A 15,191-nucleotide genomic window follows, 5' to 3' on the forward strand; every position below is an offset into this window, starting at 1 on the left:
GGGCAACTTCAGCGGACGGTTCCGTTTCGGGCACTCGTATCCGGGGCAGTGCTCGACGGCCTCACTGCGGCCTGGGCACCGCGGAGAACGACGGGCGCACCGGCTCCGCCGACGGCAAGGACGGCAGGCCGGGGCGCGCCGTACGCACGCTGTCCACGCCGCCCGTGGTGGGGGCGTCCACCCCGCTGGAGGTGGGCGCCGGCGCCGGGCTCTGGGTCCGCCCCGAGGCGCCCCGGTAGACGGCGCTGAAGGCCAGCGCTACCAGCCCGATGCCCATGACCACGGCCAGCACCCAGGCGACCGGCCGATGCCAGCGGATACTGCCGCGGTAGGGGCGCAGCGACCCCCCGTAAGGGCCGTACGGGCTGTGTGACCGGTAATCGCCGTAGTCGCCGTCGTCCTCGTACTCGCTGTACTCGCCGTAATCGCCGTACGTCTCGTAGTCGTCGGTATCCGGGCCGCGGCGGCGACGGCGGCGGTGCGGGCCGGTCTCGTCCGGGTCGTCGCCGTCAGGGCCGAAGCCGGCCCCCGAGCGGGCCGCCTCGGCCTCGGCGCGCGCCTCGGCGGCGGCCAGCATCCGCTCGACCGCCGAGGGCTCATGGACCTGTGCGGACCGGACGAATTCCTCGTCGAAGACCACGGAGGCGAATTCTTCGTCCGCTTTTCCGTGGCTCCCGTGGTGGTGCTCGTCGGGCTCTTCGCCGTCCGGGAACGGCTTGCCCCCCACGTCGTCCGGCACCCGTCCAGGTTAGCCCCGGCGGGTCTCTTTGGGCAGAGAGAATGCACAGAGAACGCGGAGCGGAGCGGGCGAGGAATCCGGGAGACCGCTCAGCGGGTGTGACCGTCGCCCGTGACGATGTACTTGGTGGACGTGAGCTCGGGCAGTCCCATGGGGCCGCGGGCGTGCAGCTTCTGCGTCGAGATGCCGATCTCCGCGCCGAAGCCGAACTGGCCGCCGTCGGTGAAACGGGTGGAGGCGTTGACCGCGACGGTGGTGGAGTCCACCAACTGGGTGAACCGGCGGGCGGCGGCCTGCGAGGTCGTGACGATGGCCTCGGTGTGCCCGGAGGTCCAGCGCCGGATGTGCGCCACCGCCGCGTCCAGGTCGGGCACCACGGCCGCCGCGATGTCGTACGAGAGGTACTCCGTCGCCCAGTCCTCGTCGGTGGCGGGGGCGACCAGTCCGGGGCCCGCCTGCTGCCAGGCGGCGTCGCCGTGGACGATCACCCCGGCCTCGGTCAGCGCCTCCAGGGCGCGCGGCAGGAACTTCTCGGCGATCCCGGCGTGCACCAGCACCGTCTCCGCCGCGTTGCAGACACTGGGCCGCTGTGCCTTGGAGTTGATGAGGATGTCGATCGCCATGTCGATGTCGGCGGCCTCGTCGACGTAGACATGGCAGTTGCCGGTGCCGGTCTCGATCACCGGGACGATGGACTCCTCGACGACCGTACGGATCAGGGAGGCGCCACCGCGCGGGATCAGCACATCGACCAGGCCACGCGCGCGCATCAGCTCACGTACCGAGTCGCGGCTCTCGCCGGGCACCAGCTGCACCGCGTCGGCGGGCAGCCCGGCGCTCTGGACGGCGTCCCGCAGGACGTCCACCAGGGCGCTGTTGGAGGCGTACGCGGAGGACGAGCCGCGCAGCAGCACGGCGTTGCCGGACTTCAGGCACAGCGCCGCGGCGTCCACCGTCACATTGGGCCGAGCCTCGTAGATGATCCCGATCACACCGAGCGGGACCCGGACCTGCCGCAGATCGAGACCGTTGGGCAGGGTCGAGCCGCGCACCACCTCGCCCACCGGGTCGGGCAGCGCCACGACCTGGCGGACGTCCTCGGCGATGGCCGCGATCCGCTCCGGGGTGAGGGTGAGCCGGTCCACGATCGACTCGGCGGTGCCGGCCGCCCGCGCCTTGGCGATGTCCTCGGCGTTGGCGGCGACGATCGCCTCGGTCTGTGCCACCAGGGCATCGGCGATGGCGAGCAGCGCGGCATCGCGGGCCGTACGCGGCAGCGGCGCCAGGACGGCGGCCGCCTCCCGTGCGCGACGGGCGGTCTCGAGGACGGGTGAGGAGTGCGATGCGCTGCTGGTCATGGCCGCAGCCTAGCGGGGTGGCGGGCTGCGGCCATGCGGTATCTCACAGCGCGGGACGCGGGCGGCCGTCAGTAGGGATGGACCCCGACCGGCGACGCCGGTGGCGGGCCGTACCCCTCCGCGATGCGCTGGTGGTAGGTCTCGCGGTCGATGACTTCCAGGCCGACGATCTCCCACGGGGGCAGCTTGGCCGTGGAGCGGTGCTCGCCCCACAGCCGGAGCGCGACCGCCGCGGCGTCGTGCAGGTCCCGCGCCTCCTCCCAGTAGCGGATCTCGGCGTGGTCGTTGGCGTAGCGGCTGGTCAGCAGGAAGGGATGGTCGTGGGCGAGCTGCTCCAGCGCCCGCCGGACCTCCTTCAGCGGGGCCTCGGCTCCCGAGACGCTGAGGGTGATGTGCCACAGCCGGGACGCCTCCCGGCGCTCGCCCTCCGGTGCGGGCCGCGCCGTCCTGTGCCGCTCCACGCGCTCGTCGTCATCCGGCCGGCCGGCGTCCTCGCCGGTTCCGACGCTGGTCAGTGTGCGCTCCGCCGACCCTCGGGGCGGTGCCCCTGGGCGCCCTCGTCTCACCGGCGGCCTCCTGTGATGCGAATCGCTCCGCGCTCGGGTGCGGAGCCGATTGGTGCGGTCGTACTTCGGCGTGTGCGCTCGCGCGCTGCGGGCGCCGTTCCCCTACGGCGCCCCCGCAACAAAGTTGACCAGCCCGAGGCCCGTCGCGGGGGCGTTTTTGCCAAGGTCCCGGCGGAAAGGCTGGTCTCCACACCGCACCGGCGACGGCGCTTTCCGGTCGTGACGGCCGGCAGCGGGACCGGACACGGGTTCAGCGGTGCCGCACGACCGGCAGGGCGGCCTCAGCGGTGCAGCAGCACCAGATCGTCGCGGTGCACGACCTCCCGCTCGTACGCGGGGCCCAGCTCACGGGCGAGATCGCGGGTCGAACGCCCCATCAAACGAGGGATTTCCCGGGCGTCGAAATTGACGACTCCGCGGGCCACCGCGCGGCCGCTGCCGTCCCGCAGCTCCACCGGGTCGCCGGCGGAGAACTCGCCCTCCACGGAGGCGATGCCGGCCGGCAGCAGCGAGGAGCGCCGCTCGACGACCGCCTGCACCGCCCCGTCGTCCAGTACCAGGGCGCCGCGCGGTGTGGAGGCGTGCGCGAGCCACAGCAGCCGGTCGGCGGAGCGGCGGCCGGTGCGCAGGAAGTGGGTGCCGGTCGGGCCGCCGGCCAGCGCGTCCGCGGCGTGCACAGCGGAGGTCAGGACGACCGGGATGCCGGCCGCGGCCGCGATCCGGGCCGCCTCGACCTTGGTGACCATGCCGCCGGTGCCGACGCCGGCCCTGCCCGCGCTGCCGATGGAGATGCCCTCCAGGTCCTTGGGCCCGCGGACCTCGGCTATCCGGGAGGTGCCGGGGGTGGCCGGATCGCCGTCGTAGAGGCCGTCCACGTCGGACAGCAGGATCAGCAGGTCGGCGCGGACGAGATGGGCCACCAGCGCCGCCAGCCGGTCGTTGTCGCCGAAGCGGATCTCGTCGGTGGCGACGGTGTCGTTCTCGTTGACGATCGGTACGGCGCCCATGGCCAGCAGCTGGTCGAGGGTCCGGTAGGCGTTGCGGTAGTGGGCCCGGCGGCTGGTGTCGTCGGAGGTGAGCAGGACCTGGCCGACCCGGCGGCCGTAGCGGGCGAAGGAAGCGGTGTAGCGGGCGACCAGCAGGCCCTGGCCCACGCTGGCGGCGGCCTGCTGACGGGCCAGATCACGGGGCCGCTTGTCCAGCCCCAGGGGCGCCAGGCCCGCCGCGATGGCACCGGAGGAGACCAGCACGATCTCCTTGTCCTGGTGCTTGGCCAGCACATCCACCAGCGCATCCACGCGGTCCGCGTCCAGTCCCCCGGCGGCCGTGGTCAGCGACGACGAGCCGACCTTCACCACGATCCGGCGAGCGTCCGCCACTTCCTGCCTAGCCCCTGCCACTGAACTGCCCCTGTGCTCGCCGATCCACCGCTGTACGGGGATCCCTGCCCGCCCCGTATTACGTCCCTACGGGCGCAATCTACGGCAGAGCGGCCCACGGCCGCGTCGTGATATCGCCTGGCGGACGCCCCGCGAGACGGTCCGGCGGCACTGCGGAGGTACAACACCGTGAAGAATCAGGGGCCGGGCAGAGCCGCTCCGCCCGCTCCAATTGGGTTTTCTTAAGACGGAAGCCGAGGCCAAGAGGTTGCGTTCGATTGGTCCGCTTTCGCGGTGATGAGAGCCACAGCAGATTGTCACCAAGGCCAACAAGGTCATACGGTCGGGTGTCCATCGGTCCCGTTTCGCCGCTCCGGCGGCGTCGCAGCGCGGGACCCGGCCGCCCCCCTCGGCCTCCCCCCTGACCTTCGTGCTGCCAGGAGCCCTCCCCCGTGCCTTCCGCCGGAATCGTCCCCCGCCGAGCCGTACAGCTCGCGGCCCTCTTCGCGATGATGGTCGCGTTCACCGCCCAGCTGGTCGGTGCACTGCTGCCCGTCATCCCGCTGTTCATCGCCGCATCCGTGGTCAACCTGGGTCTGGACCTGATCCTCCAGCACAAGCAGCCCGGCCTGCTCGCGGTGCTGGGCCGGATCCGGTTCGACGTCACGGTGCGCCAGCTGCTGCGCGACATGCTGATACTGGTCGGCCTGCTGCACATCGACGGCATCAACCCGCTCGAGGAGCAGGCGCCGCTCACCATCACGCTGCTGCTCTTCTACGGCACCCACTTCGTGTGCCAGGCGGTCGCCGTACTGGTCCGCAGGACCCGCAGCCTGCCGTTCGTGACCCGCAACATCGACGCGAGCGCGCTGCGGCTGTGCGACGCCCCGCCGCGCATCCTCTCCCGTCAGACGGGCCGCCGGCTCCTGCGCTTCTCCGTGCCCACCACGGTCGGCATGATGCTCACCTCGATCACCACGGACGCGTACTGGGGCGGCATCGGCCTCGCCGTCTCCCTGGCCCTGTCCGCCGGCGGCACGCTCTACCTGGGCACCTGGCTGCTGCCCAAGAAGCGGGTGGCCGACGAGAAGCAGGCCCTGGAGTGGCTGGACAACTGGCTCGCGGAGTACCGGCCGACGGTCGGCATGTACTTCTCCGGCGGTTCCTCCTCCGCCTACCAGGCCAACATGTGGCTGAGCACCCTCGCCGCCCTGGACGGCAACCCGATCATCGTGCTCCGTGAGCGCTTCATGGTGCAGAAGATCGAGGCCACGGACGTGCCGATCGTGTGCATCCCCAAGGTCGCCAACCTGATGCGCCTGGAGCACTCCACGCTCAAGATGCTGCTGCACCCGGCGAACTCCGGAAAGACCTCGCAGATCCTGCGTATCCCCTCCATCAAGCACGCCTTCACCAACCACGGCGAGAGCGACAAGCTGTCCTCCTGCAACCCGTACGCGAAGGCGTACGACGAGGTGTGGGTGGCGGGCCCGGCGGCCCGTGACCGCTACCAGCTCGCCGACATCGGCGTCGAGGACAAGGACGTCATCGAGGTCGGACGGCCCCAGCTGGCCCCGATCCGGCCGATCCAGCGACACGACAGTGCCCCGGCCGGCCGCCTGACCACCGTGCTGTACGCCCCGACCTGGGAGGGCTGGGACGGCAACCCGGGCAACACCTCGGTGATCCTGGCCGGCGAGAACATCGTTCGCGAGCTGCTCGCCGACGAGAACGTGCGCCTTCTGTACAAGCCGCACCCGATGACCGGCTCCGTGGACCCGCGTGCGGGCGCCGCCAACACCCGTATCCAGGCGATGATCACGGAGGCCAACGGCCGGCGCAGCGGTGCCCGACCCGGCCCCGAGGCCGCCGCCGAGCTGGCCCGCCGCACGGAGGAGCTCAACGCGCTGACCACCTCCGCGTTCCGCAAGAGCGCGGACGAGCTGGAGCGGATGCGGCTGCAGGGCACCCCGGAGGAGGGCCGCGCGGACGCCGTGTCCGCCGCCGTCACCGCCTGGGAGGAGGCCTACTGGAACTCCTTCCCGGAGTGGGAGCACCGGATCATCACCACCGCCCGCCCCGGCATCTTCAGCTGCTTCAACGAGGCGGACGTGCTGATCAGCGATGTCTCCAGCGTCGTCTCGGACTACCTGACCAGCGAGAAGCCGTACGCGGTCGCCAACACCTCGGGGATGAGCGAGGACGACTTCCGGGTGAACTTCCCGACCGTACGGGCGGCGACCATCCTCACGCCCGAGGCGGACGGGGTGGCCGGTCTGCTGGACGCGGTCCGCAACCCGGAGAAGGACACCCTCGCCGCGGAGCGCGCCGAGCTCAAGGAGCATCTGCTCGGCCCGTCGGACCCGCCGTCCTCGGTCCGCTTCAACCAGGCCGCGCTGGATCTGTGCGCGAAGGCCGACGAGCGCCGCATCCGGATGGAGAGCCGGCTGTCCGGTATCCCCGGGCAGCGCTCGCAGGAGGACGTGGACGCCTCCGAGACGGCCCGGCACGAGGCCAATGGCGCCTCGGACGCCGCGGCCGCCGTCTAGCCCTCAGCGGGCCGTCTGCGGCCTCGGCAGCGGTACAGAGCAACGGGGAAGGCCCCCGGGAGGAGATCCTCCCGGGGGCCTTCCCCGTTCTTCCGTGGTTCTTCCGTGCCGCGGACCGCCTGGCGGACCCGTCAGAAGGGCCGGAAGCCCTCGTACTCCTGGTCGGCCTCGTCCCGCGCCACGTCCCGGTCCTTGCGGCGCACCGCGGCCGGCCGGGGCGCCTCCAGGCGGTGGTCCTCACCACGCCGTCCCAACATCTCCGCGCCGGCCGCCATCATCGGCTCCCAGTCGAAGACGACGGCGTTGTCCTCGGGGCCGATGGCGATGCCGTCGCCGGCGTGCGCGCCCACCTTGCGCAGCGCGTCCTCGACACCGAGACGGTTGAGGCGGTCGGCGAGGTAGCCGACGGCCTCGTCGTTGTTGAAGTCGGTCTGACGGACCCAGCGCTCGGGCTTCTCACCGCGCACGCGGTAGAAGTTCTCGCCCTCCTCCGTGACCGTGAAGCCGGCGTCGTCCACGGCCTGGGGCCGGATGACGATACGGGTGGCTTCCTGTACGGGCTTGGCGGCGCGGGCCTTGGACACGACGTCGGCGAGCGCGAAGGACAGCTCCTTCAGGCCCATGTGGGCGACCGCGGAGACCTCGAAGACGCGGTAGCCGCGCTCCTCCAGGTCGGGGCGGATGATGTCGGCGAGGTCCTTGCCGTCCGGGACGTCGATCTTGTTGAGGACGACCATCCGGGGCCGGTTCTCCAGGCCGCCGTACTGCTTGAGCTCCTCCTCGATGGTGTCGAGGTCGGAGACCGGGTCACGGTCGGCCTCCAGCGTCGCGGTGTCCAGGATGTGTACGAGCACCTCGCAGCGCTCGACATGCCGCAGGAACTCCAGGCCCAGGCCCTTGCCCTGACTTGCGCCGGGGATCAGACCGGGGACGTCCGCGATGGTGTAGACGGTCGATCCGGCCGTCACCACACCGAGGTTGGGCACCAGGGTGGTGAAGGGGTAGTCGGCAATCTTGGGCTTGGCGGCGGAGAGCACCGAGATCAGCGAGGACTTGCCGGCACTCGGGTAGCCGACCAGCGCGACGTCCGCGACGGTCTTGAGCTCCAGCACGATGTCACGGGCCTCGCCGGGCTCGCCGAGCAGCGCGAAACCGGGGGCCTTGCGGCGGGCGGAAGCCAGCGCGGCATTGCCGAGGCCGCCGCGGCCGCCCTGGCCGGCGATGAAGGTGGTGCCCTGGCCGACGAGGTCGGCGAGCACATTGCCCGCGCGGTCCAGGACGACGGTGCCGTCGGGGACCGGCAGGACCAGATCCTGGCCGTTCTTGCCGGAGCGGTTGTCGCCCGCGCCCGGCTGGCCGTTGGTGGCCTTGCGGTGCGGGTGGTGGTGGTATTCGAGAAGCGTGGTGACGTCCTGGTCGACCACCAGGATCACATCACCGCCACGGCCGCCGTTGCCGCCGTCCGGGCCGCCCAGCGGCTTGAACTTCTCCCGCATCACGGAGGCCACGCCGTGGCCTCCGTTACCCGCGGCGACGTGCAGCTCGACGCGGTCCACGAAGGTGGTCATGGTGGGGGTGCCTCCAGATAACTACGGGTATGTCGCTGTACTGCGCGAATGTCTCTGTACTAACACGCAAGGGCGGACCGGCCTTCCCGCTTCCGCGAGAAAAGGCGGTCCGCCCCTGAGTGATGCTGATGCTGAGCTATCGCTCGGTCAGGCCGAAATCACTCGGCGACCGGGACGATGTTCACGACCTTGCGGCCACGGTGGGTGCCGAACTGCACCGCACCGGCAGCAAGGGCGAACAGGGTGTCGTCGCCGCCGCGGCCGACGCCCGTGCCCGGGTGGAAGTGGGTGCCACGCTGGCGGACCAGGATCTCACCGGCGAGGACGGCCTGACCGCCGAAGCGCTTCACGCCGAGCCGCTGAGCATTGGAGTCGCGACCGTTCCGAGTGGACGATGCGCCCTTCTTGTGTGCCATGTCTCCTCAGTCCCTTACTTCGCCGGAGCGTCGATGCCGGTGATCTTCAGCGCCGTGTGGAGCTGGCGGTGGCCGATCCGCTTCTTGTAACCGGTCTTGTTCTTGTACTTCTGGATCCGGATCTTGTCGCCCTTGTGGTGGTCGACGACCTCGCCCTGGACCTTCACGCCGGCCAGGACCCACGGGTCACTGGTGACCGAGTCGCCGTCGACAACCAACAGCGTCGAGAGCTCGACGGTGTCGCCGACCTTGCTGGTGGAAATGCGGTCAACCTCGATGACGTCGCCAACAGCAACCTTCTGCTGGCGTCCGCCGGTGCGCACGATCGCGTACACGCGGAACTCTCTTTCGCTAGGTTTCGATCCTCTGACGCCAGCCGCTCACACGGGCTCGGGATATGGCCCGTGGAATCCGAATGGACGAGCGGCCTCCCTCGGCGAACCGAGAGGTGTTTGCTCAGGGGTTTGGTGTCACAGACACCGACGGTCAAGGTTACGGGGCCTTGACCAGCGGGTCAAACCGGGCCCCGGACCGCTGACGGTCCGGGGCCCGGAATACTGCTCAGTCCTCCGCGGAAGCCCCGGTGCAAGCACCGGCTCCACCGGAGCGGCTTACGCCGCGCCCTCTGTCTGCGCGGCCGAGGGCTGCTCGGCGGCAGCGGTCTTCTTGGCCGCCGCCTTCTTCGTCGTCGCCTTCTTCGCGGTGGTCTTCTTCGCCGTGGCCTTCTTGGCGGTGGTGGTCTTCTTCGCCGCCGCCTTCTTGGCCGGAGCCTTCTTCGCCGTGGTCTTCTTGGCCGCGGCCTTCTTCGTCGTCGCCTTCTTGGCCGTCTTCTTGGCGGCGGGCGCCGCCTCGGCCTCGACAGGCTCGGCAACGGGCTCGGCGACCGGCTCCGCCGTCGGCGCGACGATCACGACGGTCGCCGCGGAGTCGTCGGTCGTCTCCGGCGAGCCCGCCGGGGTGGTGACCTTACGCGTCACCCGACGGCGCGGACGGGCCGGCGCGGGCTCCGCGGCCGGCACCTCGGCGACCGGCTCCGGCTCGGCGACCGGCTCCGGCGTCGGCTCGACCGGCACCACGATCGCGGCGGCCTCCTCGGCGGCCTTGGGGGCGCCCGCCGGAGCGGACACCTTCCGGCTCACCCGACGACGGCCACGGCTCCGGCCGGCGGCCGCCTCGGCCTCCGCGGGGCTGCTGAACCACTCATCGGTCTCGGCCACCGCGGGCTGCAGCTCGGCCTCCGTCACCGGGGCGGGCTCCAGCTCGGGCGCACCGCCGTCCGGGGTCGGCGGTGCGATCTCGGCCTCGTGGACGTGCGGCTCGGCCTGCGCGGCCTTGCCCTTCTTCTTGCGCTTGCCGCCACCGCCGACCGCCGTCGGCTGGTCCATGTGGACGATGACGCCACGGCCGTTGCAGTGCACACACGGCTCGGAGAAGGACTCCAGCAGGCCCTGGCCGACCCGCTTACGGGTCATCTGGACCAGGCCGAGCGAGGTGACCTCGGCCACCTGGTGCTTCGTACGGTCCCGGCCCAGGCACTCCAGCATCCGCCGCAGCACCAGATCCCGGTTGGACTCCAGCACCATGTCGATGAAGTCGATGACGACGATGCCGCCGAGGTCGCGCAGCCGCAGCTGGCGCACGATCTCCTCGGCCGCCTCCAGGTTGTTCCTGGTGACCGTCTCCTCGAGATTGCCGCCCTGACCGGTGAACTTCCCGGTGTTGACGTCGATCACGACCATCGCTTCGGTCTTGTCGATCACCAGCGAGCCACCGCTGGGCAGCCAGACCTTGCGGTCCAGCGCCTTCATCAGCTGCTCGTCGATCCGGTACGTCGCGAAGACATCGACGTCCGAGGTCCACTTCTGCAGCCGGTCGGTGAGGTCCGGCGCGACATGCGAGACATAGCCGTGGATGGTCTCCCAGGCGTCGTCACCACTGACGATGACCTTGGAGAAGTCCTCGTTGAAGATGTCGCGGACGACCCGGACGGTCATGTCCGGCTCGCCGTAGAGCAGGCTCGGCGCGTTGGAGCTGCCGCCGCTCTTGGCCTTCTTCTGGATCTCTTCCCACTGCGTCTGCAGCCGCTGGACGTCGCGCGCCAGCTCTTCCTCGCTCGCGCCCTCCGCAGCGGTACGGACGATGACGCCCGCGTCCTCGGGGACGATCTTCTTGAGGATCTGCTTGAGCCGCGCCCGCTCGGTGTCCGGGAGCTTGCGGCTGATACCGGTCATCGAGCCCTCGGGCACGTAGACCAGGTAGCGGCCGGGCAGCGAGACCTGGCTGGTCAGGCGGGCGCCCTTGTGGCCGATCGGGTCCTTGGTGACCTGCACCAGCACCGACTGGCCGGACTTCAGCGCGGTCTCGATCCGGCGCGGGCCGTTGGACATGCCCAGCGCCTCGAAGTTGACCTCACCGGCGTACAGCACGGCGTTACGGCCCTTGCCGATGTCGACGAAGGCGGCCTCCATCGACGGCAGGACGTTCTGCACCTTGCCGAGGTAGACATTGCCGACGTACGAGGTCGCCTGCTCCTTGTTGACGTAGTGCTCCACGAGCACGTTGTCCTCAAGGACACCGATCTGGGTGCGCTCGCCGCTCTGGCGGACGACCATCACCCGCTCGACGGCCTCGCGGCGGGCGAGGAACTCCGCCTCGGTGATGATCGGCACCCGGCGGCGGCCCTGCTCGCGGCCCTCACGACGGCGCTGCTTCTTGGCTTCCAGGCGCGTCGACCCCTTGATCGACTGCACCTCGTCCGCGCTGGTGCCCTCGTCCTTCTTGCGGGGCTCACGGACCTTGACGACCGTACGCTCCGGGTCGTCGGCGCTGCCGGCCTCGACCTCGGCGGGCTCGCCGGTGCGACGGCGCCGGCGGCGACGACGGCGGCTGCTGCTGGTGCCGGCCGCCTGCTCCTCGTCCGACTCCGGCTGCTCGGCGGCCTGCTCCTCGTCCTCCTCGGGCTCGGCCTCCGCCTCGGCCTCGGCCTCCCGCTCCTCGGCGTACTGCTCGTCGGCGCCCTCGGCGGCCTCACCGCGACGGCGGCGACGGCCACCACGGCGGCGACGGCGCGAGGGACGGTCGGCGGACTCGTCCTCACCGCGGCCGGCCTCGCCCTGCTCGGCCTCCGGCTCGGCGGCTTCCTCGGTCTCGGTCTCCTCGACCGCGGTCACCTGCTCGGGCTCGGCCGGGGCGCCACGACGGCGGCGCCGGCGCGCGACGGCGGCGGGCTGCTCCTCCGCCACCTGCTCGGTGACGACCTCTTCCTGGCGGGCCGCGGCATGGGCGGCGGCGGCCGCGGTCTCCGGCGTCTGGAACATCGGCTCGGTGAAGACCGGCGGCTGGAATACGGCGGTCGGCGGCCGCTGTGCCCGGCGGCGGCCGCGCAGCGGCGCCTCCTGCACGGGCTCCTCCTCGGCACGAGGCGCCTCGGCGACCGGCTGCTCGGCGGCGCGCTCGCCACGGCGACGGCCACGGCGGCGGGGCGTCTCGGCCTCGGCGGCGGCCTCGGCGACCGGCGCCTCCTCGACTTCCGCCTCCTCGGCCTCTTCGGCTTCCTCTGCGACCTGCGGCGCACCGGCGGGGGCGGTGGCCTTACGGGTGGCGCGGCGACGCGTACGGGCGGGCTTGGCCTCCTCCGCGGGCGCGGGCGCCTCCTCCTCGGCGGCCGGGGCGGCCGGTGCGGCGCTCGCGGCCGGTACGGCGGCGGCCTCTTCGGCGGCGCCGGCCTGCGGCGAACCGGCCGGAGCGGTGACCTTACGGGTGGCGCGGCGACGCGTACGGGCGGGCTTGGCCTCGTCCTCCTGGGCGGCGGCCGGGGCAGCCTCCACGGCGGCCTCGGCGGGCTGCGCGGCGGGGGCGGGCGCCTCGGCGGCGGCCGGCTCCGCGGCGGCGTCGGTCTGCGGGGTGCCGGCGGGTGCGGTCACCTTGCGGGTCGCCCGGCGGCGGGTACGGCGCGGCGCCGCCTCCTCGGCGGGCGCCTCCACAGCGGCCTCGGCGGCGGCCGGCGCGGCCGGAGCCTCCGTCGGCTCGGCGGCGCCCTCCTGCGGGGTCCCGGCCGGGGACGTGACCTTACGGGTCGCGCGGCGGCGGGCACGGGCGGGCTTGGCGTCGTCCCCGGTGGTGACCGTGGACGCGCCCTCCTCCACGGGGGCCGGATCCGCCGCGGGCGCGGCAGCGGCGTCGGTGCTCAGCACCGCGGCTTCGGCGGCGCCACCGGACGTCGGCGGACCGGCCGGCCGGGAAGCCGCACGGCGCCGGCGGCGCGGTGGCAGCGTGTCGCTGGGTGAGTGGTTGTCGTCAGCGCCACGGTCCTGGGACTTCGTGGCATCAGTGGGCTCAATGGGCTCGAGCATGCGGGCGGTTCTCCCGTCACGCTCCCGGGCGCCGCGCCTGATTCCGGTAGCGGTCCGCGTGATGAGCGCGGGCCCGCTGTCCGGGGCGTGGGCGCCGCACGGGAGCTGTCGTCTCGCTCGCCGGGCCCCGTAGGGCGGGGACCGGCGAAAGTCTCCTGGTCAGTGCGTCTGCCGGACCGGGGTGGCTCCCTGGCTGATCGGCGACGCGACGACGGCGGCCCTACGCAGTACCTTCCCCGGCTGCCGGGGAGGCCCCACTCGGCGCCTTCGCGGCACTCAGCCCGGCGGCCTGGGTGGGGCGGCCGTGGCAGCGTCGCGGTCGGGCGCTAGCGGGTCAGTCACCGCGCCGGTCTCCTCATCGAGCAGCCCCTGCGCCAGCCTGGTCACCGCAGCGGGGACCGGCGGCGCCAGGTCGGCCGTAGCTCGGAGGCCGGACAGGACGTCGTCGGGTCGAACGGCAGGTGTCACATGCCGAACAACCAGCCGCAGTATCGCACAGGCTTTGCCGTCGGGCCTATCGCCCTCGCGACCGAAGGCCTCCAGCTGAGCCACCGCGGCCCGTGAGTCAAAGGTGCGCATGCCATTTTTCGTACGGCGCTCGACCAGCACCTCCTCCGCGGCCAGGAACGCCTCGACGGCGTGCCCGGCCGCCTCGGCCTCGACCCCGTCGAGCCGGAGCTCCCACACCGAGGCCTGCAGCCGGTCGGCCAGCCCGCTGGTGTGCGCCTCGACGGCGTCGATCACATCGAGCCCGGCCGGCAGCGACTCGTCGAGCAGTTCGCGAAGCTTTTCCGGATCGCGGCGCTCGGCGAGCTGAATCTCCAAATATTCGGCCTCGCTGCCCGTACCGGTCGGGGCGGCGTTGGCATACGACACCTTGGGGTGCGGGGTGAAGCCCGCCGAATAGGCCATGGGGACCTCGGCGCGGCGCAGCGCCCGCTCGAAAGCGCGCTGGAAGTCGCGGTGGCTGGTGAACCGGAGGCGGCCGCGCTTGGTGTAGCGCAGTCGGATGCGCTGCACCGCCGGTGCGGGCGGCGGGCCTTCGGGCTGTCGCTTGCCCAGTGTCGCTCAGTCCTTCGTGAGTGCGGTCGTACTGCTACCTAGAGTACGTGTCTCGCGAGCCCCCGGTTCCCGGCGGGGCGCCCCGGCCACGGCCCGCTCCGGCTCCCGGGGCGCGCCGAACAGGGCGCGCCGGATCTCCCTACGGGTCTGCCGCACGGTCTCCCGGGCGCTGCGCAGCGCCTGCCGGACCGGCCGCCAGATGCCGTCCCGGATGCCGTGCCCGAGCGGGGTGAGCACACTGCGGTACGCCCAGCGCAGCGGTTCGACGAAGATCCACCGCAGCAGCGTGCCGAGGAACCTGCCGACGGCACGGGAGATCACCCCGGCGAGCCGCCAGCAGAGCCCGAGCGCGGCCCCGACCTCACGGACGATCACCGTCACCACGGCGGCCAGCGCCCGGCCGACCGGCGCGAGCACATACCTCCACAGGGCGACGACCGGCACGACCACGATCCACCGGACGAGCGTCACAAGGACCGTGGCGATACCCCGCACCACCCAGGCGATACCGTGCCCGAGCGGCGTCAACACGTACGCGTACAGCCACTGGGCCGGCACCACGACCAGGTAGCGCACCAGCCACGCCACGGCCACCGCGATCCCCCGGCCGACCGGGGCCAGCAGATACCGCCACAGCGCCACCCACGGCCACACGCACAGCGCCTTGCCCAGCCACACCAGGGCCACGCCCAGCGCGCGCAGCAGCCAGGCGATGCCGTGCCCGAGCGGCGTCAGTACGTACGCGTACAGCCACTGGGCCGGGACCACCACCAGGTAGCGCACCAGCCACGCCACGGCGGCCGCGATCCCCCGGCCGGCCGGCGCGAGGACATACCGCCACAACCCGACCAGCGGGGCGACGATCAGCGTGCGCCAGGTCCATGCGAGCGGGATCACCACGAGGGTCCGCCAGGCCCATGCCACCGGCGTCACCACGAGGGTGCGCCAGGCCCATGCCACGGGTATCACGACGAGGGTCCGCCACAGCCAGGCCAGCGCTCGGCCGAGGGGGCGCAGCACGGTCCGGTCGACGGCCCGGCCGGCGGCGGCCAGCGCGTCCCACACCAGACGCACCGGCACCACGAGCACCAGCACCACGATCCGCACCGGAAGCCGGACCACCGTGGTCACACAGCCCTCACCCGGCTCGTACCGTGCGGGCACCTCCCGCTCCTGGCCGGTGGGCTCCATCGGCCCCATCC

At 72.2% G+C, this 15,191-nt stretch carries 10 protein-coding genes and 1 pseudogene; 1 reads left to right on the forward strand and 10 read right to left on the reverse strand.

Translation table 11 applies throughout. The features are described 5' to 3' along the window. Positions 1-61: 61 nt before the first annotated feature. The 4 genes from KI385_RS16225 to proB form a co-directional block, all read right to left on the reverse strand. Positions 62-739 (reverse strand): SCO2584 family spore wall biosynthesis protein, encoded by a 678-nt coding sequence (locus tag KI385_RS16225; RefSeq protein ID WP_238572922.1) that lies wholly within the window; start codon positions 737-739, stop codon positions 62-64. Positions 740-828: 89 nt separating this feature from the next. After that, complete coding sequence (locus KI385_RS16230) at positions 829-2,097, reverse strand: glutamate-5-semialdehyde dehydrogenase (RefSeq protein WP_238572923.1); 1,269 nt, start codon at positions 2,095-2,097, stop codon at positions 829-831. Between the two features lie 68 nt (positions 2,098-2,165). Further along, positions 2,166-2,663 carry a hypothetical protein gene (locus KI385_RS16235; RefSeq protein ID WP_238572924.1) on the reverse strand — a complete coding sequence of 166 codons (498 nt, stop codon included), beginning with the start codon at positions 2,661-2,663 and terminating at the stop codon, positions 2,166-2,168. Positions 2,664-2,944: 281 nt separating this feature from the next. Further along, entirely contained in the window at positions 2,945-4,042 is a 1,098-nt protein-coding gene (gene proB, locus KI385_RS16240; protein ID WP_238572925.1) for a glutamate 5-kinase, read from the reverse strand. 452 nt (positions 4,043-4,494) lie between these two features. Between proB and KI385_RS16245 the strand changes: the two genes are divergently transcribed. Then, positions 4,495-6,591 carry a HupE/UreJ family protein gene (locus KI385_RS16245; protein WP_238572926.1) on the forward strand — a complete coding sequence of 699 codons (2,097 nt, stop codon included), beginning with the start codon at positions 4,495-4,497 and terminating at the stop codon, positions 6,589-6,591. 131 nt (positions 6,592-6,722) lie between these two features. Here KI385_RS16245 and obgE read toward each other — a convergent pair whose 3' ends face one another. From obgE to KI385_RS16275, 6 genes and pseudogenes are all read right to left on the reverse strand, one after another. Beyond that, positions 6,723-8,159: a GTPase ObgE gene (obgE, locus tag KI385_RS16250; RefSeq protein WP_238572927.1), complete on the reverse strand. Its 1,437-nt coding sequence runs from the start codon at positions 8,157-8,159 to the stop codon at positions 6,723-6,725. A 158-nt stretch (positions 8,160-8,317) separates the two neighbouring features. After that, positions 8,318-8,575, reverse strand: a complete 258-nt coding sequence (rpmA, locus tag KI385_RS16255) for a 50S ribosomal protein L27 (RefSeq protein ID WP_018088248.1) — start codon at positions 8,573-8,575, stop codon at positions 8,318-8,320. Between the two features lie 14 nt (positions 8,576-8,589). Then, complete coding sequence (gene rplU / locus KI385_RS16260; RefSeq protein ID WP_006605648.1) at positions 8,590-8,910, reverse strand: 50S ribosomal protein L21; 321 nt, start codon at positions 8,908-8,910, stop codon at positions 8,590-8,592. Between the two features lie 276 nt (positions 8,911-9,186). Further along, complete coding sequence (locus tag KI385_RS16265) at positions 9,187-12,927, reverse strand: Rne/Rng family ribonuclease (RefSeq protein WP_238572928.1); 3,741 nt, start codon at positions 12,925-12,927, stop codon at positions 9,187-9,189. A 220-nt stretch (positions 12,928-13,147) separates the two neighbouring features. Next, positions 13,148-13,947: pseudogene (locus KI385_RS16270) on the reverse strand (TIGR03936 family radical SAM-associated protein). Positions 13,948-13,995: 48 nt separating this feature from the next. Continuing rightward, a complete protein-coding gene (locus KI385_RS16275; RefSeq protein WP_342593457.1) occupies positions 13,996-15,189 on the reverse strand; it encodes a hypothetical protein in 1,194 nt (397 codons plus the stop codon). Positions 15,190-15,191 lie beyond the last annotated feature (2 nt).

The sequence above is a fragment of the Streptomyces inhibens genome, assembly GCF_022221585.1.
Lineage (GTDB): Bacteria > Actinomycetota > Actinomycetes > Streptomycetales > Streptomycetaceae > Streptomyces > Streptomyces inhibens.